The organism is Mycolicibacterium boenickei (genome assembly GCF_010731295.1).
GTDB classification, from domain to species: Bacteria; Actinomycetota; Actinomycetes; order Mycobacteriales; family Mycobacteriaceae; genus Mycobacterium; species Mycobacterium boenickei.
On the sequence record NZ_AP022579.1, the window covers coordinates 5,325,061 to 5,347,725 of the forward strand.

Sequence of the window (22,665 nt, forward strand, 5' to 3'; positions counted from 1 at the left end):
GAACGGATAGCCGGGCTGCGTTTCGCCGGTGTTACACCGTGCGTTTCCCAGGGTTTTCAGCCCAGCAGGGCGTCGACGAAGGCCCCCGGTTCGAACGGCGCAAGGTCGTCGGGCCCCTCACCGAGCCCGACGAGTTTGACGGGAACACCGAGCTCCTGCTGGACGCGGAACACGATCCCGCCCTTGGCGGTGCCGTCGAGCTTGGTCAGCGCCACCCCGGTGATGTCGACGACCTCGGCGAACACCTTGGCCTGCGGCAGGCTGTTCTGGCCGATGGTGGCATCGAGCACCAGCAGCACCTCGTCGACGGCGGCGCGCTTCTCCACCACCCGCTTGACCTTGCCGAGTTCGTCCATCAGGCCGGTCTTGGTGTGCAGGCGGCCCGCGGTATCGATCACGACGACGTCGGCTCCGGTCTTGATCCCGTCATCGACGGCATCGAAGGCCACCGACGCCGGATCGGCGCCCTCGGGCCCGCGCACCACGTCGGCCCCCACCCGCGAGCCCCAGGTCTGGAGCTGGTCGGCGGCCGCGGCACGGAAAGTGTCGGCGGCACCGAGCACCACGCGGCGGCCATCGGCGACCAGCACGCGCGCCAGCTTGCCCACCGTGGTGGTCTTGCCGGTGCCGTTCACGCCGACCACCAACAGCACGGACGGCTTGTCCGCATGCGGCAGCGCCTTGATCGAACGGTCCAGCTCGGGCCGAAGCTCCGACATCAGCACCTCGCGCAGCACCGCGCGGGCATCCGCTTCGCTGCGCACGTTCTTGCTCGCCATCCGTTCCCGCAAGGCGGCGACGACGGAGGCAGTGACCACCGGGCCGAGATCGGCGATCAGCAGGGTGTCCTCGATGGCCTCCCACGAGTCCTCGTCGAGATCGCCACCGCCGAGCAACCCGAGCATGCTGCGGCCCAACGCGTTCTGGGATTTGGCGAGCCGGCCCCGCAGCCGGTCCATCCGCCCTTCGGCCGGGGCGATGTCCTCCACGGCGGCGGCGACCGGATCGGGCGCCTCGGTCGGCTCGAGCGCAGGCTCCGGCTCGGCGACCGGTTCCGGTTCCACCGGCTCCGCCGGCTCGGCCGGCTTTTGCGGCGCGACCGGCTCGACCGGCGGTTCGGGCAGTTGAACATCGGAGATGGTGCGCTTGGGCGCATCCCGCGGAATGGTGGCGTCGTCGCCGACCGCGGGCAGCCCGCTGGTGTCGATCCGCTCGACCGTCGGAGTGCCCGATTGGCTGAACGTGATGCCCGAGGACGCCGTGTAGCCACCGGACCGGTCCAGCGGCTTCGCGGCGTCATTCTCGGACAGGCTAATCCGGCGCCGCCGGTAACGCACCAACCCGACCGTGAGAGCGACGACGACGAGAACAGCGACGACCGCGATAGCGATCCACAGACCCAACAACGCACCTTCTGTCACGCCGCCATTGTCGCAGGGCGGCGGCATGGGAACGATCGACCCCGTTTTCCCGCTTCCGCCGCCAGGTCCCCACACACCGGAGTCGGCCGGAAAGATCGGCATACCGGATTGTCCGAAATCGCGGTACACTCACGTACCACGGCGGTATTTCCCCGCTTCCACGCACACGAACCAACGTTCTGCCGGCAGCCGTAGATTTCCTCTACGGCTTAGCTGCATTCACTGATAAATCCGGCAGTAATGCGATTTAACTGCTCTTTTCATTCCAGTATCACAATTCTTTCAATTCGCTGACAACTGACACCGGCCTGGTCCACGATTCCAAACGGGTCGGGAATGACTTCAGCGTTTGGTCGGCATGTGGTCCTTCCCTTGGGATTTCTGAAGTAAAGGGAGGGCAAGTATGCACATTCGTGTGCTTAGGGGGGCAGCACTGGCGCTGGTCACTCTGGCCGGCACGGTCGGGCTGGCACTGACGGCGAGCATGACCACGCTGGTTCAGTTGGCGGCGACCGCACTCATCATGGGCGGAACCGGGATGAAGGCCCTGGGAGATCCGCACCAATGGGGTGCAGGCAGCTATGTGGACCAGGTGAACAACACCTATCTGGCCGACCGGCACCTCGATCAGGACGACCTGAAATGGGTGTCGACACCGGAGCAGTTCTGGCCCGCGACCAGCCTGACCGACATCAGCTTCGACACCTCGGTCGCGCGCGGCCTCCTCAGCCTCAACAACGCGGTGCTGAACACGCCGGGAGAAAAGATCGTCGTCGGATATTCGCAGAGTGCCAACATCGCCACCCGGGAGAAGCGGAACCTGGCCGACCTCCGCGCACAAGGCGCCGCGGTGCCCTCACCCGACGAGTTGTCGTTCGTGTTCGTGGCCAACCCCAACCGGCCCAACGGCGGAATCCTGGCCCGGTTCGAGGGCCTCTACATCCCGATCCTCGGGGTCAGCTTCGACGGCGCCACCCCGGACGACGAATACAAGACGATCGACGTCGCCCGCCAGTACGACCTGATCGCCGACTTTCCCAAGTACCCACTCAACCTGCTGGCCGACCTCAACGCCCTGATGGGGTACTTCTACCTCCATCCGAACTATGGGTCATCGGTGATCGAGCTGGACGATCCGAGCACCTACCAGTCGTACACGTCTGGCAACACCACCTACTACCTGGTGCACACCGAGCACCTCCCACTGCTGCAGCCGTTGCGCGACTTGGGAATCCCCGCGCCGGTAATCGACCTGGCCGAGCCCACGCTGCGGGTGCTGATCGAGCTCGCCTACGACCGTACGCCCGCCAACATGGGTGTCCCGACCCGTGCCGGGCTGGTACCCCACATCGATCTCGACAAGTTGGCACAGGATCTGAGAGCCGCGGCCAAGAAGGGTGTGCGCGACGCACTCGCCGACCTGGGTATCAACGTCGATGACGCTGCTGATGACCGCACGGAAAACGCTGCCGCACCGGACAAGCCGACATCCGAGAAGATGACGCCCCAGATCTCGACGCCGGAGGGTCCACAGCCCGAACACACCCGGCTGCGGGCGCCCCACACGCACCCCGGAACGGAGGCGGACACCGACGTCGACACCGCCGTCACAGCCGAGGCCGACGTCAAGACCGTGGTCAAGACCAAGCCGGCACCGAAGCCGAAAGCGACGGCCGAGCGAATCCGGCAGTCGGTGCGGCAGGCCCTCTCGCCCAAGGCCTCCGACGCCATCGAAGCTGATGGATCAGGCGCGGACACCCGTCCGGCGCGCAGGATGCCTCGCTCCGGCGAAAGCGATTCGGCCCAGCCTAGATCCGCCACCCTGACGAAAGATATTGCTACGCAAGATAAGTCCCGCCGTAGCGCTCGCGCCGCACACTCCGACGCGGCGTAGGGGCGTATCGGTCGAGCGTGCGGACAGGCCCCGGATCCACGGGGGAATCCCGGGCCTATCCGCACGCTCGGCAGGGTTTTCCCGACACGATCGGGACATTCGAGTAGTCCACTACGCATGCGTAGCCCGTGATCGTGGCGTGATCATTTCTGTACCGCACCGACAACCGTCGGCGGGCAGTTCAACATCGAACAAGGCACACGGCCATGACTACCAACTCACCAACCGTCGGCACCACGACGCAGTCGCGCCCGAAACGCCGCCGTGCACGCACCATCAAGAAGCCGACCGCGGGGAATGCGGCCGTCATCGGACTGATCGGCACTCTCGGCGGGGCACTCATCGCCGCCACGCCTGCCATCCTGGACAAGCTCAACCCCGCCGAGAGCCTGCCGTCGACGCCCATCACCGAAGTCCAGCCCTCAGAACGGGTTTCCATCGACGATGCCAAACTCAGCGACTCGCACAAGGCGCTCGCGCTCTGGGGTTCTGCGAGTCCGTTCGTGGAAGCCGTGCGGGTAGAGGTCGGCGCGCCGAACGCCACAGCACCTCTCGTGACCGCCGAAACCGATGTAACCGACGGCAAATGGAACGTGGTGGCCACCAGCGACCAGCTGATCCCGAAGCCATTCGAGGTCAAGGCGTTCTACCGGGAGCGGCCCGTCACCTCCAGCGGAATCATGAGGTCGGCGCGCATCACCTTCAAGCTCGACCCGCCGTCGCCGGCACCGACGCCACAACCGGGACAGGGCAGCGGTTGCCCCGCGAATTCCGTCCCGGGTTGCGCCACCGAGCCCGGCTGGGGACCGCCCGCAGTCTACCGATCGGAATAGGCCCGAGCTAGCCCGAACTGGCCGCCAGCTCCTGCCCCCGCATCCGCTGCGAGATCACGGTGGTGATGCCGTCGCCGCGCATGGTCACACCGTAGAGCGCATCAGCGACTTCCATCGTGGGCTTCTGGTGGGTGATCACGATCAGCTGGGACTTCTCCCGGAGCTGCTCGAACAGGCTGATCAGGCGGCGCAGGTTCACATCGTCGAGGGCGGCCTCGACCTCGTCCATCACATAGAACGGGGACGGCCGAGCCCGGAAGATCGCCACCAGCATCGCCACCGCGGTCAGCGACTTCTCCCCGCCGGACAGCAGCGAGAGTCGTTTGATCTTCTTGCCCGGCGGCCGGGCTTCCACCTCGATACCGGTGGTCAGCATGTCGGCGGGGTTGGTCAACAGGAGCCGGCCCTCGCCGCCGGGGAACAGCGTGGAGAACACCTGCTCGAACTCGCGCTCCACGTCGACGTAGGCCTCGGTGAACACCTGCAGGATGCGCGTGTCGACGTCGGCGATGACATCGAGCAGATCGCTGCGCGCGGCCTTGACGTCCTCAAGTTGCGTCGACAGGAAGTTGTAGCGCTCTTCCAGCGCGGCGAACTCTTCCAGCGCAAGCGGATTCACGCGGCCCAACTCCGAGAGCTCGCGCTCGGCCTTCTTGGCCCGGCGCTCCTGGGTCGGCCGGTCGAACGGCATCGGCGCAGGCGCCGTCACCTGTTCGCCGCGCTCCCGCGCCTGCTCGTACTCCGCCATCTCCAGCTCACTGGGTGGCAACGCCACCTGGGGCCCGTACTCGGCGATCAGGTCGGCGGCAGGCATTCCGAACTGCTCGAGCACCTGGGCCTCAAGTTGCTCGATTCGAAGCGACGCTTGCGCTTTGGCCATCTCGTCACGGTGCAGGGCATCGGTGAGCGCAGTGATTCTCGCGTTGAGTTCGGTGACCGCCTCGCGCGCCTGAGCCAGTGCGGTGCCTCGCAGCTGGCGCTCGGTGGCCAGCTCGTCGCGCATCCGTGAGGCCACCGACACCACGGCGCTCAACCGCTGGGCCACCACACGTCCCGACTCGGACACGGCAGCCGCCACCCGCGCAGCATGTTCGCGGGCTTCCCGGGCCCGTTGTGCGCGCACCCGCGCCTCGCGCTCGGCAGCGGCGGCCCGGCGCAGTGAATCAGCGCGTCCGCGAACCGCATTCGCACGTTCCTCGGCAGTTCGAACCGACAGTCGGGCCTCGACTTCGACCGAGCGCGCCGCCTCGGCAGCGGCCACCGAGGACTGGCGGTCCACGGGCTCGGCCTCGAACATCGGCAGCTGTTCGGCGTTGTGCAAGCGCGATTCGAGTTCGTTGAGCTCCTCGACCGTTTTGGTACGCCCGGCCTCGAGCTCGTCGCGTTGGCGGATCAGCCGCTGCCACTCGTCTTCGGCCCCACGGGCGTCCTGTCCCAGGCGGCCCAGTTGCTCATAGATGGCCGAGATCGCGGCATCGGACTCGTTCAGCGCAGCCATCGCCTCTTCGGCCGATTCCTGTCGGGCGGCCTGCTCGGTCAACGCACCCGACAATGCCGCCGCGAGCTCACCGGTCTGCCGCTCGGCGACCTCCAGTTCCGCTCGGGCCTTGTCGATCTCGGCACTGATCTCGAGGGTGGACGGCTTGCGATCGGAGCCACCGCTGATCCAGCCCGCACCGACCAGGTCACCGTCCGCAGTCACCGCACGCAGGTCCGGCCGCTCCGACACCAGTTGCACCCCGGCGGGCAGATCGGTCACCACCGCCACCCCGGAGAGCATCGCGGTGATGGCCCCGCGCAACCGCTCCGGGACGGACACCACGTCGTTGGCCCAGATCGCCCCTTCGGGCAGCGTTCCCGATGGCGTCGAGCCGTTGACCTTCCAGTCCCCCAGCAGCAGGGCCGCGCGTCCCCCGTCGGATTGCTTGAGCGCGGCCACGGCGGCTGCGGCGACACCGAAATCCTCGGCGGCCAACGCATCGGCAGCCGCACCGAGCACCGTGGCCACCGCCACCTCATGCCCCGGTTGCACCTTCAGGTATTCGCCGATGGTGCCGAAAAGGCCTGGGCCACTGTGGTTCTTCTGCAACCACGCGGCGCCGTCACGCCGGTCCAGGCTGACCGACAGAGCTTCGATACGGGCCCGCAACGAGGCCACCTGCCGTTCGGCGGCGCGCTCGGCGGCCTGCAGTTCGGCCACCCGTTCGTCGGCGAGGCGCAGCGCCGCCACCGATCGGTCGTGCTGCTCGTCCAGGCCCACTTCTCCGGCGTCGAGTTCGCCGACGCGATTCTGCACGGTCTCGAACTCGGCCTGCGTCTGTTGGGCTTTGGCGGCGGCTTCCTCGATGTTGACCGAGATGCGCATCACGCCGTCGTCGATCGACTCGACCCGGGTGCGCATGGTGTCGACCTGACCGGCCAACCGGGCCAGGCCTTCACGACGGTCGGCCTCGGCGCGCGCCGCGGCCAGGTGCGCCCGCTCGGCCTCGGCGGCGATTCGCTCACGTTCGGCCAGCTCGGCTCGAGCGGTCTCCAAGACGATGCGGGACTCCTCGAGCTCGCCGAGCAGCTCCATCTCGAGCTCGGCGACCTCGTCGGCCTCGGCCTCGAGCGCATCGGGATCCTGCCCGGTGGAAACCTCTGTTTCGGACTCGAACAACTGAGCCCGGTCGGTCGCGATGCGCACAGTGGCGCTCACCCGCTCGGCCAGGGCCGAGGCGCGGAACCAGGTCTGCTGGGCGGCCTCGGCGCGGCGGGTCAGTTCGGCCACCGCGGCCTCGTGCGCCTGCAGCTCGACGGTCGACGTTTCCAGCCGGACCGTCGCCTCGTCATGCTCGCGGCGCAGCGTGGTCTCAGCCTGGTTGGTGTTGTGGAACTCGACCTGCCGTCGCACCAGGTCATCGGCCGCCAGCCGCAGCCGCGCATCGCGCAGATCGGCCTGGATGGTGGCCGCGCGGCGCGCCATCTCGGCCTGGCGGCCCAGCGGCTTGAGCTGGCGGCGAAGCTCGGTGGTCAGGTCTGTCAGGCGGGCCAGGTTGGCCGCCATCGACTCGAGCTTGCGGACCGCCTTTTCCTTGCGTTTGCGGTGCTTGAGAACGCCGGCGGCCTCCTCGATGAACGCGCGGCGATCCTCGGGACGCGACTCCAGGATCTCGGCGAGCTTGCCCTGGCCGACGATGACGTGCATCTCGCGGCCGATGCCGGAGTCGCTCAGCAGCTCCTGGACGTCCATCAAGCGGCAGCTGCTGCCGTTGATCTCGTATTCGCCTGCCCCATCACGGAATACGCGGCGGGTGATCGACACCTCGGAGTACTCGATGGGCAGCGCGTTGTCCGAATTGTCGATGGTCAGCGTCACCTCGGCGCGACCCAGCGGTGCGCGTGACGACGTGCCGGCGAAGATGACGTCTTCCATCTTGCCGCCGCGCAGCGTCTTGGCGCCCTGCTCGCCCATCACCCAGGTGAGGGCATCGACGACGTTCGACTTGCCCGATCCGTTGGGACCGACGACGCAGGTGATGCCGGGTTCGAAGCGCAGAGTCGTCGGCGAAGCGAAGGACTTGAAGCCCTTCAGCGTCAGACTCTTGAGGTGCACGGCGATTTACCCTACCGCCGACTCGGCTACCGTTCTGTGAACCCCGCCATCGGGGCGTCGGCATCCGCCCAATCTGCGACGACGTTGTCCACCGACCCCGGGGTCTGTCCGCTCTGCAACAGCTCAAGCAATCGCTGACATTTCGCCCGCGGGCCCTGGGCCACGACATGCACCCGGCCGTCGGGACGATTCGAAGCAAACCCGGTCAGGCCCAGCTCCAGCGCCCGCGACCGGGTCCACCAGCGGAACCCCACGCCCTGCACGTGACCGTGCACCCAGGCGCTCAGGCGCACCTCGGCATCGGGCCCGACTGCGGGGAGTCCCGGGCCGGTCATCGAGTGGCGACCTCGAACTTCACCTCGGTGCCGGATTTCAGGGTGCGGCCCACCGTGCAGACCTGGTCGATCGCGCGCTCGACCACCGTCAGCAGCCTGGCCACCTCGGATTCCGAGAGGCCCGACACGTCGATCTCGAGTTTCTCCTCCAGCAGCGGGTAGCGCTCCTGCTCCCGGTCCGCCGGGCCGGACACCCGGATGGTCGCCGGATAGTCGTCGCCGAGGCGGCGACGCAGGGGCTGATCGCTGGACATGCCACTGCACGCCGCCAGGGCGATCTTCATCAACTCGCCCGGGGTGAACACGCCTTCGACGTCCTCACTGCCGACGAGTACCTCTGCGCCGCGCGAACTGCGCCCGACATACCTGCGTACGCCGGTGCGGTCAACCCAAAGTTCGGTCATGCGGTATTTCTACACGTCGCGACACACGGTTATTCCAGCGGTGATGGTTGCCGGTCCACCGCGAAGGCTGTGGTTCACCACGGCGGTGAACCATCCAGCGACGATAGACTCGGCAGACCGACTTTCGCCGAGGAGCACCGTGACCTACCCGCCGAGCAATCCGCCCACCCCACCGTCGGGTTCGCCCGATCCGTGGCAGCAGCCGTACCAGCAAGGCGGGCCTCAGGGATATCCGAACACCGGCGCCAACCCTGCGCAGCCTTACTCGTCGCCCTACGGGGCACCTCAGGAGCCGCAACAGCCTTACGGGTCGCCCTACGGTGCACCACAGCAGCCGCAACAGCCTCAGCCGCCGTACGGAGCACCGTATGGCGCGCCCCAGCAGCCGCAGCAGCCCTACGGAAATCCCTACGGAGCGCCCCAGCAGCCCTACGGAGCTCCCTACGGGGCCCAACAGCCGTACGGTGCGCCGCCGCCATACGGCTACCCCACTCCGCAGCCACCCAAGGGCGGCAACGGCAAATGGCTGGCGATCGGCGGTGCCGTGATCGCGGTGCTGGCCGTGGTCGTCGGCGTGATCTTCTTCGCCGTGAACGGCGATTCGAAATCGAACGGCGGCCGCACCAGCGCCGGCTCGTCTCAGACGAGCGATGCCGAGCAGGAAGTCCGGGACTTTCTCGATGAGGTGATGGCCAGCTCCAGTGACCTGAGCGAAGCCCTGCCCTATTTCTGCCAGGCCGACCAGGACCTGTTGGACAAGATCGGCGGGATCGGTGCCATCGACGTTCCGAAAAACACGGACAGCAGCGGTTCGCAGGCCGAGATCAGCAAGATCACGGTGAACGGCGACAAGGCCGTCGTCGACATCTCGACCAGCAAGGGCGCGGCCAAGCTGTACCTACGCAAGGAGAGCGGCTCGTGGAAGATCTGCATGAGTGACTCGCCGCAGCTGTCCGGCATGCGGTGATCAGCCGCACATTATCGAAATGTCATCCCCGGGGGCGGGGCTGGCATTTCGGACAATAGAACGATGACCGGTTCATGAACTTGTCACGGCGCATCACCGCGCCACACCGTCGGCACGGCTCCCCTTCGCGGCCATAGGCGTCCAAAGACCTTTCGAAGTAACCGGATTCGCCGTTGACGTTCACGTACAGCGAATCGAATGACGTCCCGCCCTGGCTCAGCGCGTCGGTCATCACGTCAGCGGCGGCATCGAGCACCTCGGCCAACCGGCGCCGCGGTAGCAGCGCGGCGGTTCTGGCACCGTTGATCTTCGTGCGCCACAGCGCCTCGTCGGCGTAGATGTTGCCGATGCCGGACACCACGGTCTGATCGAGCAACTGGCGTTTGATCTCAGAATGCTTGCGCCGCAGCACGGTAACCACCCGGTCGCGGTCGAAGAGCGGGTCGAGCGGATCGCGGGCGACGTGTGCCACCGGTTGCGGCACGGCGGTGCCGTCCACGGTCACCAACTCCGCCAGCTGCCAGCCTCCGAACGTACGTTGGTCGACGAAGCTCAGGGCTGTGCCGTCGTCGAGCAGCGCCGCGATCCGCAGGTGCCGGTCGTCGCGGAGCGGCCCCAACAGCATCTGACCGCTCATACCCAGGTGCACCACCAGGGCGTCGGCCTCGTCCTCGGCTCCGTCAGGGTCCGACAGCGTCAACCATAGGTACTTTCCGCGTCGGCCGGTACCGGTGATACGGGCGCCGAGCAGCCGCGCCGTCAGGTCGGCGGGGCCGGCCTCATGCCGTCGCACGGCACGCGGATGATGCACCCGTACCGCCGAAATCGATTTGCCCGCAACATGTTCCTGCAACCCGCGGCGGACTACCTCTACCTCGGGCAGTTCAGGCATCGGTGCTCACGCATTGTCCAGTGCGTTCCAGGCCGCGGCCGCCGCCTTGAGTTCGGCCTCTTTCTTGTTGCGCCCCACGCCTTTGCCGTATTCGACGTCGGCCACCACCACGACTGCGGAGAATTCCTTGTCGTGGTCGGGGCCGGTGGAGGTCACCACGTAGCTGGGGGCCCCGAGTCCGCGGGAGGCCGTCAGCTCCTGAAGGCTGCTCTTCCAGTCCAGCCCGGCTCCCAGCGTCGGCGCAGTGTCGAGCAGATCACCGAACAACCGCAGGATGACCTCACGTGAAGTGGTCAGGCCGTGCTGCAAATAGATTGCACCGAGCAGGGATTCGACACCATCGGCGAGAATGCTGGACTTGTCGGCGCCGCCGGAATTCTCCTCGCCCTTGCCCAGCAGCAGATGACTGCCGAGGCCGCCTTCGGTCAGCCCGCGGCCGACATCGGCCAGTGCCTGAGTGTTGACGATGCTGGCCCGCAGCTTCGCCAGGTCACCCTCAGAGCGTTCGGGGTGGCGGTGGTAGAGCTCCTCGGTGATCGTCAACCCGAGCACCGCGTCCCCGAGAAACTCCAGCCGCTCGTTGGTCGGCAGGCCACCGTTCTCGTAGGAGTAGCTGCGATGCGTCAACGCGATGGTCAGCAGTTCGGCGGGAAGCTCGACGCCCAGTGCCTCAAGCAGCGCCGCGTGCGGGTCGGTCACTCGTTGCCCCTGGGCTGCTCGTCGTCGGGCATCATCGCTGCCAGTTTGGCCCAGCGCGGATCGATCTTGTCGTGGTGGTGGCCCGGCTCGGCGGTGGCCAGCGCGATGCCGCAGTCCGGGCACAGGCCCGGACAGTCTGGACGGCACAACGGGGAGAACGGCAGTGCCAATCCGACAGCGTCGATGATCGGCTGTTCCAGGTCGACGGTGTCGTCCTGACCGGAGGCACCGACCCGGCCCATCTCGTCGGCCTCGGTGGTCTCGTCGGTGGTGCTGTCCGGGTATGCGTACAGCTCGGTGAGGTCGATTTCGACATCACCGGTCAGTGCCGTCAGGCAACGCGCGCATTCGCCGACTGTGGGGGCCGATACGGTCCCGCTGACCAGCACCCCTTCCGACACCGACTGCAACTGCAGGTCGAGGTCGAGTGGCGCGCCCTCCTCGATGGCGACCAGCTCGGCCCCGATCCGCACCGGGCTCGGCACCGTCTCCTGGTACGGAAGGAACGACCCCGGTCGCCGGCCCAGTCGGGAGACATCGATCACCAAGGGCGATCGGCGGTTACTACGCTTGTCAGGCCGCTCCCGCCCGCCGGATCTCGCATGCGTCGCCATGCATCGATCCTACGGCGGCGTCAGAGCGCGCCACGCGGCAGTGCGCGCCGACTTCGCATCGTCGTCAGCGGGTGGCGTAGTCGTGCGTGCCCGCGGTCGTGCGCAGCTGATGACGTCCACGGCCGACGGAGCGCAACGTGCCGTTGAGGAAGTCCTCGAACTCGGCCAGTTTGCTGTCGACGTAGATGTCGCATTCGCCGCGCAGCCGGTCGGCTTCGGCGTGCGCCGCGTCGACGAGCCGGGTGGCCTCGGCCGTCGCCGTCGAGACAATCTCGGTCTGCGACACCAGGCGCTGCTGCTCCTTGATGCCCTCTTGCACGGCCTTCTCGTAAGACAGGTTGCCGTTCTCGATCAGGCGGTCGGCTTCGGCCTTGGCCCGGCCCGTGCTCGCGTCGTACTCGCGCTTCGCCACGGCCGCCAGCCGTGCCGCCTCTTCGCGTGCCTCCCCGACCATGCGCTCACTGTGCTGGCGGGCCTCGGCGACCATCCGGTCCGCTTGGGCCTTGGCATCGGCGAGGAGCCGGTCGGCCTCGCTCCTGGCATGGTTGAGCATGCCGTCTGCGTCGGCGTTGGACTTGGACATCACCGACTCGCAGTGCTCCTTGGCCTCACGCAGCAGCGAGTCGCGTGCATCGAGGACATCCTGCGCGTCGTCCAGCTCGCCAGGGATGGCGTCCTTGATGTCGTCGATCAGCTCGAGGACATCCCCGCGAGGCACGACGCAACCGGCGGTCATCGGCACACCGCGCGCTTCTTCGACGATCGCGCCGAGCTCGTCGAGCGCTTCAAAAACTCGGTACACGGCAAAACCCTCCAGGTCGTCGTTGTTAGTGACTAGTGTGCCTGGTGTTACGCCTGTGACTTGGGAGCACAATCGGTGTGTCGCCCGGGCCATCGCCCGTTGTGAGCGCCGTCATGGGCCACCCAGCGGTGCCGATTCGACCGGCGAAGTCACCGCAGCGCCGCGCCGATCAGGTCGCGCGCACGGTCGAGCATTGATGCGAAGGGCCCGACAGCGAAGTTCAGCCCGGCCGATTCCACCCCGGGGTGCGGGCGGGTGGGGGCGATCGCCTCGGCGGCCTGCACGGCCTTGACCATCCGTTCCAGGTCGTCGGCATCAAGTTTGCGATGCAGCTTGTCGAACTCTTCATGCTCTTCGCGTTCGGCGTGGTCGACCACCGCCTCGCGGAACTTGGCCAGCTCGGTGATGAAGTCGTCCGACTCGACGTCCATGCTCTCCAGCTTGGACAGCTGCTCCTTGGCGGCGTGTTCCTCGTGCAGCCGGGCGTCGACGATCTCATCGCCCTCGGCGACCTCACGACGAGCCCGTGGGTGCACGACCATCTCCTCGGCGGTCTCGTGGACCGCCAGAAGTTGCCGCAGTTCGACGAACGCCTTTTCCCGCGCCTTGGCGGTGGACGCCGAGAACACCTCTTCGAACAGGTCCTTGATCAGGTTGTGCTGGTCTTTGAGGAACTTGACGACGTCATCGGTGGATTGAACGAATGTATTGGGCACGGCACGCACCTCCGCGTGATCGGGTTTTGGAAGTAGGGCGCATGGGCTGAGCGCCACCCCGAACCAATACCCGTCGCCGCGGCCGGCTAACCGCGCAGCTTTTCCTGCAACCTGCGGTTCACGGGCTCAGGAAGCAGCGCGGACACGTCGCCGCCCAACGATGCGACCTCTTTGGCCAACGACGACGACACGAACGAGTACTGCGGCGTGGTCGCGACGAAGAACGTGTCGACACCGGCCACGTGCTTGTTCATCTGCGCCATCTGGAGCTCGTACTCGAAGTCGGTGCCGGTACGCAGGCCCTTGACGATCGCGGTCAGCCCACGCGCCTTGACGAAGTCGACCACCAGGCCCTGGCCGGACTCGACCCGCAGGTTCGGCAGGTGCGTCGTCGACTCGACGATCATCGCGATGCGCTCGTCGAGGTCGAACATGCCCTTCTTGTTCGGGTTCACCAGAACCGCCACCACGACCTCGTCGAACTGTGCGGCCGCACGCTCGAAAATGTCGACATGGCCAAGGGTCACCGGGTCGAAGGAGCCGGGGCATACCGCGCCACTCATGGGTGACGACGCTACAGGCCGACGGATCAGCGGATCCGCTAGCCCACTTCGGCGAGTTCCACCCGGGTGTCGCCGTAACGCCGGGTACTCAACTCATCCCAGCCCGCCGGCCATTTCACGGGCCCACTCGACGCGCGCCGCTCCACCAGCACGAAGCTGCCACCGGTCACCCAGCCGGCGGTGGCCAGCAGGGTGAGCATCGCATCGACCGCAGCGTCATCGAGGTCGTATGGGGGATCGGCGAAAACCAGATCGACCGGCCGCGTGGTACCCCCGGCCAGCACCGCCTCCACACTGCCGCGACGCACCGAAGCGGCCCGGACGCCGAGGGTGGCGATGTTCTCCGTGATGACGGCCGCTGCGCGAGCATCGGACTCGACAAAGGTCGCCGAAGTCGCACCCCGCGAAATCGCTTCCAGGCCAAGGGCTCCCGAGCCCGCGTACAGGTCCAGCACCGACAATCCGGCGAAGTCCAGCCGCGCCGTCAACGCGTTGAACACGGCCTCGCGGACCCGGTCGGAAGTCGGCCGGGTTCCCTTGCTGGGCACCGCGATACGACGCCCACCCAGACTGCCGGCGACGATGCGGGTCAGATCGATCCCCCGGTCGCCTCGCTCCTGCCCGCCGAACCGACCACCACGAGGAGGTCACCGCCCTCGACCTGTGCGGTGGCGGCCACCGCAACTCGCTCGACGGTACCGGCCTTGGGTGCGGTGATCGCGGCTTCCATCTTCATCGCTTCGATGGTGGCGATCGTCGCGCCGGCCTCCACGGTGTCCCCGACGGCGACACCGACGGTGACCACACCGGCGAACGGTGCCGCGACATGATCCGGGTTGTTGCGATCGGCCTTCTCGGCGGCCGGGACCTCACTGGCGATGCTGCGGTCGCACACCGTGATCGGACGCAGCTGCCCGTTGAGAATGCACATCACCGTGCGCATCCCGCGCTCGTCGGGGTCGGAGATCGCCTCAAGACCGATCAGCAGCTGCACACCGCGCTCAAGCTCGACGCGATGTTCCTCGCCGTAGCGCAGCCCGTAGAAGAACTGGTTGGCACTGAGACCAGAGGTGTCACCGTAGGTTTCGCGGTGGGAGTCGAACTCCTTGGTCGGCCCGGGGAACAGCAACCGGTTCAACGCCGCCTGCCGCTTGGGGCCCGGCGCCGCCAGCAGTGCCTCGTCCTCGACCGAGAGCTCCTGGATCGGCTTGGCCGGTCCCCTACCTTCAAGTGCCTTGGTGCGCAACGGTTCCGGCCAGCCGCCCGGCGGGTCCCCGAGTTCGCCACGCAGGAATCCGATCACACTGTCGGGGATGTCGTAGCGGGCGGGATCGGCGGCGAACTCCTGCGCGCTCACCCCGGCACCGACCAGCGCCAGCGCCAGATCGCCCACCACCTTGCTCGACGGGGTCACCTTCACCAACCGGCCCAGCACCCGATCGGCGGCGGCGTAGGCAGTCTCGATCTCCTCGAACCGGTCCCCCAGCCCCAGCGCGATGGCCTGCTGGCGCAGGTTGCTCAGCTGCCCGCCGGGGATCTCGTGGGTGTACACCCGCCCGGTCGGGGCAGGCAGGCCCGACTCGAACGGCGCATAGACCTTGCGCAGCGCCTCCCAGTAGGGCTCCAGATCGCACACCGCATCCAGGGACAGGCCCGTGTCGTACTCGGTGTGCGCGGCCGCTGCCACGATCGAGGACAACGCCGGCTGACTGGTGGTGCCGGCCAACGGCGCCGCGGCACCGTCCACCGCCGACGCGCCGGCCTGCCAGGCCGCCAGATACGTCGCCAACTGCCCACCCGGGGTGTCGTGGGTGTGCACGTGCACCGGCAGATCGAACCGACTACGCAAGGCACTGACCAACAGCTGCGCCGAATGCGGTCGCAACAGCCCGGCCATGTCCTTGATCGCCAGCACGTGCGCGCCCGCGTCGACGATCTGCTCGGCCAGCTTCAGGTAGTAATCGAGCGTGTACAGGTTCTCGCCCGGATCACTGAGATCACCGGTGTAGGACATCGCCACTTCGGCGATCGCCGTGCCCGTCTCGCGGACCGCATCGATCGCCGGACGCATCGACTCGACGTTGTTGAGCGCGTCGAAGATCCGGAAGATATCAATGCCGGTGCGGGTCGCCTCGTCCACGAAGGCCGAGGTCACCAGCTCCGGATACGGCGTGTATCCCACGGTGTTGCGGCCCCGCAGCAACATCTGCAGACAGATGTTGGGTACCGCCTCGCGCAGCGCGGCCAGCCGTTCCCACGGGTCTTCCTTCAAGAACCGAAGCGCCACATCGTAAGTCGCTCCACCCCAGCACTCGATCGACAGCAGCTGCGGCATGGTCCGAGCCACATACGGAGCCACCTTGAGCAGGCCCGTGGACCGCAACCGGGTGGCCAACAACGACTGATGGGCATCGCGGAACGTCGTATCGGTGACCCCGAGGGCCTTGCTGTCACGCATCCAGCGCGCGAACCCTTCGGGGCCCAACTCGACCAGACGCTGCTTGGAACCCGCAGGGGGCACCGACGACAGATCCAGCGGCGGCAGCTTGTCCTGCGGATACACCGCCGACGGCCGCTCCCCGTTCGGCTTGTTCACCGTGATGTCGGCCAGGTAGTTCAAGATCTTGGTGCCACGGTCGGCGGGGGTGTGCGCGGTCAGCAGCTGCGGGCGATCATCGATGAACGACGTGGTGACCCGTCCGGCGCGGAAATCGGGATCGTCGATCACCGCCTGTAGGAACGGGATGTTCGTCGACACACCGCGGATCCGGAACTCGGCCAGCGCACGCTTCGCGCGGGCCACGGCCGTGGAGAAGTCACGTCCCCGACACGTCAGCTTGACCAGCATCGAGTCGAAATGCGCGGAGATCTCCGCACCAAGGTTGGAGCCGCCGTCCAGGCGGATGCCCGCACCGCCGGGCGACCGGTAGGCGGTGATCCGCCCGGTGTCGGGACGGAATCCGTTGGCGGGATCCTCGGTCGTGATCCGGCACTGCATCGCCGCCCCGCGGATGACCAGCGAATCCTGGCTCAACCCCAGATCGGCCAGGCTCTCCCCGGCCGCGATCCGCAACTGCGAGCCCACCAGATCCACGTCGGTGATCTCCTCGGTCACCGTGTGCTCCACCTGAATCCGTGGATTGCACTCGATGAACACGTGATGACCACGCTCGTCCAGCAGGAACTCGATGGTGCCCGCGCAGCTGTAACCGATCTGACGGGCCAGAGCCACGGCATCCGAGCAAATGCGTTCGCGTAGAGCAGGATCCAGATTCGGCGCCGGCGCCAACTCGATCACCTTCTGATGCCGCCGCTGCACGCTGCAATCACGCTCGAACAGGTGCATCACGTTGCCCTGCGTATCGGCGAGGATCTGCACCTCGATGTGGCGCGGGTTGATGACGGCCTGCTCCAGGTACACCGCGGGATCGCCGAACGCCGACTCGGCCTCACGTGATGCCGCTTCCACCGCTTCGGGCAGTGCCTCGGGGTCGGTCACCCGGCGCATGCCGCGCCCGCCACCGCCGGACACCGCCTTGACGAACAGCGGGAACGTCATATCCCTTGCCGCAGCGACCAATTCGTCCACCGACGACGACGGCGCCGAGGACGACAGCACCGGCAAGCCCGCAGCCTTGGCCGCCGCGATCGCCCGCGCCTTGTTCCCGGTCAGTTCCAGAACCTGCGCCGAGGGGCCCACAAAGGTGATCCCCGCCTCCGCGCAGGCCGACGCCAGCTCCGGATTCTCCGACAAGAATCCGTATCCCGGATACACCGCGTCCGCGCCGGAATGCTGGGCGACCCTGATGATCTCGTCCACGGACAGGTACGCCCGTACCGGATGGCCGATCTCACCGATCTGATACGACTCGTCGGCCTTCAGGCGGTGCAGCGAATTGCGATCCTCGTACGGGTACACCGCCACCGTCGCGATGCCCATCTCATAGGCGGCACGAAAAGCGCGGATGGCGATCTCGCCACGATTGGCGACTAGCAGCTTGGAAATCACGGGTAGACCTAACCGACAAGTTATTGCGGAAGTGTTACAGCAGCGTTGACCAGTATTCCCAGAAACGCACCAAGATCAACAGCACAAGTGAGGTGAACCAGAGCGCCACCAGCGACCACCGCCACTGGTAGATCGCCCGGGCGACGGAGTTCGTGTGCAACGGCCGAAGCGCGATCGAACTCGTCACCACCAACAGCGGGATGGTCACCGCCCACACCACCATGCAGTACGGGCACAGAGCGCCGATGCGGTAAAGGCTCTGGAAGATCAGCCAGTGCACCATGACGGCACCGAACAGCGTTCCGGCGGCGAACCCGGCCCAGTACCAGCGGGGCAGCCGAACGCCCGCCACCGCCAGCACACCGGTGACCAGGGTGACCGTGAACGCGACCACCCCGATCAGTGAGTTGGGGAATCCGAAGACCGATGCCTGCCACGTCGACATCACCGAACCGCACGAGATCACCGGGTTCAAACTGCACGACGGGACGTAGGACGGATCAATCAGAAGCTCGATCTTCTCGACCGTGAGCGCCATCGCCGCCGCCAGGCCGAGAACACCTGCGATCAGCACCCAGACGGCACTGGCCTTGCCCACGGCTACGGTGCGGGGCTCCTCGGTCCCGGGCTCGTCCAGCTCGGCGACGGCGTCACTCATGGGTTGGCCGGCGCCGGGACGGCTGGTGCGGCCGGGGCCGCGGGAGCAGCGGGTGCACCCGGGGCAGGCGCTGCGGGTGCGGCGGGGCCGGGGGCCGGGCCCTTCAACGCGGGCAGGTCGCCGACGACTTCCTTGACCTTCGCGATCAGCGCGTCAGGAGTGGTCGGGCTGTATTCCTCACCGTTGAACCGAATGGTCGGGGTCGAGTTGATACCGCTGGCCGCGGCCATGCCCTGCACCATCTCGACGTAACGCCCCTTGGTGATGCAGTCGGGCACCTCACCGGCGGCGCCGGCCTGGCGGGCGAGCTCGATGATCCGGGCGTTGTCCGGGTAGACACCGCCGCCCTCCTCCGGCTGGATACCCGGGGTGAAGAGCGCGGAGTGGAATCGGCGGAACGCATCGACCGACTCGTCGGCGACGCAGTACGCGGCGCCACCGGCCCGCGACGAGTAGCCGTTGCCGGCCTTGTCCAGGATCGCCACCATGTGGTAATCGACGGCTACCGCACCGGAGTCGATGAGCTTGTTGATGGTCGGGCCGAACTGCTGCTCCAGATGACCGCACGCGGGGCACAGGAAATCCTCGAAGAGGCTCAGCGTCACCTTGGGTTCCGACGTGCCCTCTTTGGTGATCAGGCTGGGCGCGGCGACGTGCACGGCCCTGGCCTCCCCGGAGGCCGGCCGCTTGTGGCCGGTCGTCACGATGTAGAGCACCAGGCCGACGGCGAACAGCACCACAACGGCTGTCAGCCCGATCTGAACGAACAGGTTGCGCTTGCGGTCAGCCGCTTTGAGGTCGTACTTCGCGGTCTTCTTCGGTTTGGCCACGTCGACCAGCGTACCGGCGCCGACAGGTCAACTTTCGGCGTGGCTGAGATGCGCGCGCAGCGCAGAGATCATCGCGCTCGTGGCAGTGGCGCTGCCGCCGCCCAGCGGAAAGAAGTTGGCGAATGCGTGGATCATCGAACGCTCTTCCCTGAGGTCCACCACCACCCCGGCGTCGCGCATCGCCCCCGCGTATCGGTTGCCCTCGTCCCGCAACGGATCGAAACCGGCCGTGACCACCAGCGCAGGCGGCAGGCCGGAGAGATCCTCGCTGAGCAACGGGGACACCAGCGGATCCTCGACGGACACCTCGGCACCGTCGAGGTAGTGCCCGGCAAACCAGTCCATGTCGCGTTTCTTCAGGAAGTAGCCGTCGGCGAACAGCGTCTTGGATCGCGTCTCACTCGAAAAGTCGGTGACCGGGTAGAGCAGCAACTGCAGCGCGGGCAGCGGCAGTTCGGAGTCACGTGCCTGCTGGCTGACCACGGCGGCCAGGTTGCCGCCCGCACTGTCTCCGCCGACGACGATCCGCGTGGCCCCCAGTCCGGCGGCGTGGTCGAGTGCCCAGCGGTAGGCGGCATAGGCGTCGTCGACCGCAGCCGGGGCCTTGTGCTCGGGTGCGAGCCGATAGTCGACCGAGATCACCTGGATCCCGCCGTCCCGGCAGATCAACCGGCACAGGCCGTCATGGGTATCGAGGTCGCCGATCACGAAGCCGCCGCCGTGGAAGTACAGGAGCAGTGCGGGGATCGCAGGCGCTCCGGTGCCGTCGGGGACATACCGTCGCGACGGGATCGGCCCGGCCGGGCCGGGAATCGAAATCTCGGTCACGTCGGCGCGGATTCGGGCCTTCATCATGCCCGCCGTCACCCGCAGCGCGGCGCGCGAGACGGCGACACCGGACTCCGCACTGTAATCGGCGACCAAACCGCCGACGCCTGCCGCCCGTTGGGCGGCAAGGGTGAACTGCAGCGTGGTGTCCAAGGTGTTTCCGTCGACGGTCACCGAACGCCCGCCCAGCAGCAGTCGCTTGGTCCGATCCGAGATCCGGGGAATCGCGGCCAGGGTGAACCCGGTCGCCCGCTCGAGCAGCGCCTGTCTGACCATGTCCCGGCGATCACCGTTAGATCCGCCTCTTGCCTGCCCGCCTGGCAGACTTTCAGTCATGGCTGCTCCTTCTGTGAGTCCTCGTGTCACGCTCAACGACGGTAATTCGATACCGCAAGTCGGGTTGGGGGTTTGGCAGACCCCCGCCGAGGAGACGGTGCGCGCCGTCAGCGCGGCCCTGCAAGCCGGGTACCGGCACATCGACACCGCCGCTGCCTACCAGAACGAGACCGAGACCGGTCGCGGCCTGGTCGAATCCGGTGTCCCCCGCGAGGACGTGTTCCTGGTGACCAAACTGTGGAACAGCGACCAGGGATACGACTCGACGCTGGCCGCGTTCGATGCCAGCCTGAACCGGCTCGGCGTCGACTATCTCGACCTGTACCTCATCCACTGGCCGGTGCCTGCCAACAACGCCTACGTCGACACGTTCAAGGCGTTCGCGCACCTGCACGATCAGGGCCGGGTCCGGTCCATCGGGGTGAGCAACTTCGCTCCCGAACACCTGAACGTTCTCATCGACTCCACCGGGATCGTGCCCGCGGTCAATCAGGTCGAACTGCATCCGCTGCTACCGCAACGCGAGCTTCGCGAAGTGCACGCCCGATTGGGCATCGCCACCGAGGCGTGGAGCCCGCTGGGCCAGGGATCTCTGCTCTCCGATCCCGTCATCACCGGCATCGCCGAGCGGCACGGTAAAACCCCCGCCCAGGTACTGATTAGGTGGCATATCCATCTGGGTAATATCGTCATCCCCAAGTCGGTGAACCCAGCGCGGATTGTGAGTAATTTCGACGTGTTCGATTTCGATCTGGACGAATCGGATATGTCGGCCATCGCCACGTTGGAGACGGATACACGCCTGGGACCCGATCCTCGAACCTTCAACTTCACAGGATAGGTGCCATGACCTCCTCGGACGGGGCTGCGATTCCCACCGTCAAGCTCAACGACGACCGTACGATCCCGGTCGTCGGATTCGGCGTCGGCGGGCTCTCGGATTCCGAAGCGGAGCGCGTGGTGTCGGCGGCGCTGGAGGCCGGGCACCGCCTGATCGACACCGCCGCCTCCTACGACAACGAGGCCGGCGTCGGGCGCGCCATCGCGGCATCGGGCATTCCGCGCGAGGAGATCTCGGTGACCACCAAGCTGGCCATCAGCGATCAGGGTTTCCAGTCATCGCAGAACGCCGGGCGCGCCAGCCTGGAGCGGCTCGGCCTGGACTATGTGGACCTGTACCTGATCCATTGGCCCGGCAACGACATCGGCAAATACGTCGACAGCTGGGGCGGGCTGATGGCGCTGAAGCAGGAGGGGCTGGCCCGCTCCACCGGCGTGTCCAACTTCAGTCCGGAGAATCTGTCGACCATCGTCGATCTGACCTTCGTCGCGCCCGCGGTCAACCAGATCGAGCTGCATCCGTTGCTCAACCAGAGCGCCTGGCGCGCAGCCAATGCCAAGTACAACGTCGCGACGGAGGCCTACAGCCCGCTCGGCGTCGGCAATCTGCTCGACAACCCGGCTGTCACCGCCATTGCCGAGGCGCATGGCAAGACTCCGGCGCAGGTGCTCATCCGGTGGAGCATCCAATTGGGCAACATCGTGATCTCCCGCTCGACCAACCCGGAGCGGATCGCGTCCAATCTCGACGTGTTCGGCTTCGAGCTGACCGCCGAGCAGATGGACAGCCTCAGCGGGCTCGACAATGGCACCCGGTTCCGGCCCGACCCGGCGACCTACACCGGCTGATCCCCGCGGAGCTGCCTGACGTGCCGGTGCACCGCTGCGGTGACGCGTTCGATGTCACCGGTCGCCAGCACGTCCAGCAGGGCCCCGCGTAACACCGCCAACGCCAGGGTTCGGGCAGCAGCGCCGGTTTCGGCGTCTTTCTCGTGCGCGGGTTGGGATTTCGCCAACACGTCGAGCCAATCCTCGACGGTTTCACCTGCGAAGCCCGCCCACGCTCCGTCCGGTTCGACGAGGGAGCGCGCGTACGCCTCGGCCCACAGCGTCAGCAGCGGCCGGTGTTCCACGGCGACAAGCCAACTCCACACCTTCTCGACCGCCGCGGCCAACCCGGCTGCGTGGGTGTCGCCGTCTCGGAGGCGCTCAAGGAGCGCGAGTTCGTCGGTGCGGGCCCGCGCCAGTAGCGCACGCACCAGGCCGTCCTTGCTGCCGAACAGGAACAGCAGTACGCGCGGACTGGTCCCGATCGCCGCCGCCAGCGGGCGTAGCGACAAATCACTGAGGCCGTGGGCGAGCGCGTACCGATATGCGGCCTCGAGGAGTTCGATTTTCCGGGCTGACGGGGTTGTCGTGTCCACGGCCA

General features: G+C 67.0%; 21 protein-coding genes. 5 read left to right on the top strand and 16 right to left on the bottom strand.

Going from position 1 to position 22,665, the window contains the following annotated elements; all coding sequences use genetic code 11:
* Window positions 1–56 precede the first annotated feature (56 nt).
* Window positions 57–1,421: a signal recognition particle-docking protein FtsY gene (gene ftsY / locus G6N57_RS25440; protein ID WP_235680575.1), complete on the bottom strand. Its 1,365-nt coding sequence runs from the start codon at window positions 1,419–1,421 to the stop codon at window positions 57–59.
* A gap of 415 nt (window positions 1,422–1,836) precedes the next feature.
* Between ftsY and G6N57_RS25445 the strand changes: the two genes are divergently transcribed.
* Complete coding sequence (locus G6N57_RS25445) at window positions 1,837–3,315, top strand: PE-PPE domain-containing protein (RefSeq protein WP_162563905.1); 1,479 nt, start codon at window positions 1,837–1,839, stop codon at window positions 3,313–3,315.
* A gap of 206 nt (window positions 3,316–3,521) precedes the next feature.
* Window positions 3,522–4,148, top strand: a complete 627-nt coding sequence (locus G6N57_RS25450) for a hypothetical protein (protein WP_077738869.1) — start codon at window positions 3,522–3,524, stop codon at window positions 4,146–4,148.
* A gap of 7 nt (window positions 4,149–4,155) precedes the next feature.
* Here the strand turns inward: G6N57_RS25450 and smc are convergent, their stop codons facing one another.
* Genes smc through G6N57_RS25465 form a run of 3 tightly spaced genes read right to left on the bottom strand, consistent with a single transcriptional unit; the run spans window position 4,156 to window position 8,482 of the window.
* Window positions 4,156–7,743 carry a chromosome segregation protein SMC gene (gene smc / locus G6N57_RS25455; protein ID WP_097925965.1) on the bottom strand — a complete coding sequence of 1,196 codons (3,588 nt, stop codon included), beginning with the start codon at window positions 7,741–7,743 and terminating at the stop codon, window positions 4,156–4,158.
* Between the two features lie 26 nt (window positions 7,744–7,769).
* Window positions 7,770–8,078 carry an acylphosphatase gene (locus G6N57_RS25460; RefSeq protein ID WP_077738867.1) on the bottom strand — a complete coding sequence of 103 codons (309 nt, stop codon included), beginning with the start codon at window positions 8,076–8,078 and terminating at the stop codon, window positions 7,770–7,772.
* Complete coding sequence (locus G6N57_RS25465) at window positions 8,075–8,482, bottom strand: OsmC family protein (protein WP_065460671.1); 408 nt, start codon at window positions 8,480–8,482, stop codon at window positions 8,075–8,077. Before G6N57_RS25465 ends, G6N57_RS25460 begins: the two co-directional genes overlap by 4 nt.
* Before the next feature lie 139 nt (window positions 8,483–8,621).
* Here G6N57_RS25465 and G6N57_RS25470 point away from each other — a divergent pair, with 139 nt between their 5' ends.
* Complete coding sequence (locus G6N57_RS25470) at window positions 8,622–9,449, top strand: Rv0361 family membrane protein (protein WP_077738866.1); 828 nt, start codon at window positions 8,622–8,624, stop codon at window positions 9,447–9,449.
* Window positions 9,450–9,471: 22 nt separating this feature from the next.
* Here the strand turns inward: G6N57_RS25470 and mutM are convergent, their stop codons facing one another.
* From mutM to G6N57_RS25525, 11 genes are all read right to left on the bottom strand, one after another.
* A complete protein-coding gene (gene mutM / locus G6N57_RS25475) occupies window positions 9,472–10,341 on the bottom strand; it encodes a bifunctional DNA-formamidopyrimidine glycosylase/DNA-(apurinic or apyrimidinic site) lyase (RefSeq protein ID WP_077738865.1) in 870 nt (289 codons plus the stop codon).
* A 6-nt stretch (window positions 10,342–10,347) separates the two neighbouring features.
* Window positions 10,348–11,040: a ribonuclease III gene (gene rnc, locus G6N57_RS25480; RefSeq protein WP_220096895.1), complete on the bottom strand. Its 693-nt coding sequence runs from the start codon at window positions 11,038–11,040 to the stop codon at window positions 10,348–10,350.
* Window positions 11,037–11,654 carry a YceD family protein gene (locus tag G6N57_RS25485; protein ID WP_077741661.1) on the bottom strand — a complete coding sequence of 206 codons (618 nt, stop codon included), beginning with the start codon at window positions 11,652–11,654 and terminating at the stop codon, window positions 11,037–11,039. The genes rnc and G6N57_RS25485 overlap by 4 nt, the downstream gene beginning before the upstream one ends.
* A gap of 64 nt (window positions 11,655–11,718) precedes the next feature.
* On the bottom strand, window positions 11,719–12,456 hold the full coding sequence (gene sepIVA / locus G6N57_RS25490) for a cell division protein SepIVA (RefSeq protein WP_036445489.1): 738 nt from the start codon (window positions 12,454–12,456) through the stop codon (window positions 11,719–11,721).
* Between the two features lie 149 nt (window positions 12,457–12,605).
* Entirely contained in the window at window positions 12,606–13,172 is a 567-nt protein-coding gene (locus G6N57_RS25495; RefSeq protein ID WP_077741659.1) for a hemerythrin domain-containing protein, read from the bottom strand.
* Between the two features lie 86 nt (window positions 13,173–13,258).
* On the bottom strand, window positions 13,259–13,735 hold the full coding sequence (coaD, locus tag G6N57_RS25500; protein WP_077738864.1) for a pantetheine-phosphate adenylyltransferase: 477 nt from the start codon (window positions 13,733–13,735) through the stop codon (window positions 13,259–13,261).
* 38 nt (window positions 13,736–13,773) lie between these two features.
* Complete coding sequence (gene rsmD, locus G6N57_RS25505; RefSeq protein WP_077738863.1) at window positions 13,774–14,328, bottom strand: 16S rRNA (guanine(966)-N(2))-methyltransferase RsmD; 555 nt, start codon at window positions 14,326–14,328, stop codon at window positions 13,774–13,776.
* Entirely contained in the window at window positions 14,325–17,744 is a 3,420-nt protein-coding gene (locus G6N57_RS25510) for a pyruvate carboxylase (RefSeq protein WP_077738862.1), read from the bottom strand. Before G6N57_RS25510 ends, rsmD begins: the two co-directional genes overlap by 4 nt.
* A 34-nt stretch (window positions 17,745–17,778) precedes the next feature.
* Window positions 17,779–18,402, bottom strand: a complete 624-nt coding sequence (locus G6N57_RS25515) for a vitamin K epoxide reductase family protein (protein WP_077738861.1) — start codon at window positions 18,400–18,402, stop codon at window positions 17,779–17,781.
* Window positions 18,399–19,232, bottom strand: a complete 834-nt coding sequence (locus G6N57_RS25520; protein WP_077738860.1) for a DsbA family protein — start codon at window positions 19,230–19,232, stop codon at window positions 18,399–18,401. Before G6N57_RS25520 ends, G6N57_RS25515 begins: the two co-directional genes overlap by 4 nt.
* Before the next feature lie 27 nt (window positions 19,233–19,259).
* Complete coding sequence (locus G6N57_RS25525) at window positions 19,260–20,396, bottom strand: alpha/beta hydrolase (protein ID WP_077738859.1); 1,137 nt, start codon at window positions 20,394–20,396, stop codon at window positions 19,260–19,262.
* A 13-nt stretch (window positions 20,397–20,409) separates the two neighbouring features.
* Here G6N57_RS25525 and G6N57_RS25530 point away from each other — a divergent pair, with 13 nt between their 5' ends.
* Both G6N57_RS25530 and G6N57_RS25535 read left to right on the top strand, forming a co-directional pair.
* Window positions 20,410–21,237, top strand: coding sequence for an aldo/keto reductase (locus tag G6N57_RS25530; RefSeq protein ID WP_077738858.1), 828 nt, complete (start codon window positions 20,410–20,412; stop codon window positions 21,235–21,237).
* A 5-nt stretch (window positions 21,238–21,242) separates the two neighbouring features.
* Window positions 21,243–22,085: an aldo/keto reductase gene (locus tag G6N57_RS25535; protein WP_077738857.1), complete on the top strand. Its 843-nt coding sequence runs from the start codon at window positions 21,243–21,245 to the stop codon at window positions 22,083–22,085.
* Here G6N57_RS25535 and G6N57_RS25540 read toward each other — a convergent pair.
* Window positions 22,073–22,660 carry a TetR/AcrR family transcriptional regulator gene (locus G6N57_RS25540; protein ID WP_235680576.1) on the bottom strand — a complete coding sequence of 196 codons (588 nt, stop codon included), beginning with the start codon at window positions 22,658–22,660 and terminating at the stop codon, window positions 22,073–22,075. The genes G6N57_RS25535 and G6N57_RS25540 overlap by 13 nt on opposite strands.
* Window positions 22,661–22,665 lie beyond the last annotated feature (5 nt).

What these genes read in the sequence shown, in the direction of transcription:
- G6N57_RS25525 (WP_077738859.1), bottom strand. Translation starts at nt 20,396, where the DNA reads ATGACTGAAAGTCTGCCAGGCGGGCAGGCAAGAGGCGGATCTAACGGT.
- G6N57_RS25485 (WP_077741661.1), bottom strand. Translation starts at nt 11,654, where the DNA reads ATGGCGACGCATGCGAGATCCGGCGGGCGGGAGCGGCCTGACAAGCGT.
- G6N57_RS25465 (WP_065460671.1), bottom strand. Translation starts at nt 8,482, where the DNA reads ATGACCGAACTTTGGGTTGACCGCACCGGCGTACGCAGGTATGTCGGG.
- G6N57_RS25460 (WP_077738867.1), bottom strand. Translation starts at nt 8,078, where the DNA reads ATGACCGGCCCGGGACTCCCCGCAGTCGGGCCCGATGCCGAGGTGCGC.
- coaD (WP_077738864.1), bottom strand. Translation starts at nt 13,735, where the DNA reads ATGAGTGGCGCGGTATGCCCCGGCTCCTTCGACCCGGTGACCCTTGGC.
- mutM (WP_077738865.1), bottom strand. Translation starts at nt 10,341, where the DNA reads ATGCCTGAACTGCCCGAGGTAGAGGTAGTCCGCCGCGGGTTGCAGGAA.
- G6N57_RS25535 (WP_077738857.1), top strand. Translation starts at nt 21,243, where the DNA reads ATGACCTCCTCGGACGGGGCTGCGATTCCCACCGTCAAGCTCAACGAC.
- G6N57_RS25450 (WP_077738869.1), top strand. Translation starts at nt 3,522, where the DNA reads ATGACTACCAACTCACCAACCGTCGGCACCACGACGCAGTCGCGCCCG.
- G6N57_RS25515 (WP_077738861.1), bottom strand. Translation starts at nt 18,402, where the DNA reads ATGAGTGACGCCGTCGCCGAGCTGGACGAGCCCGGGACCGAGGAGCCC.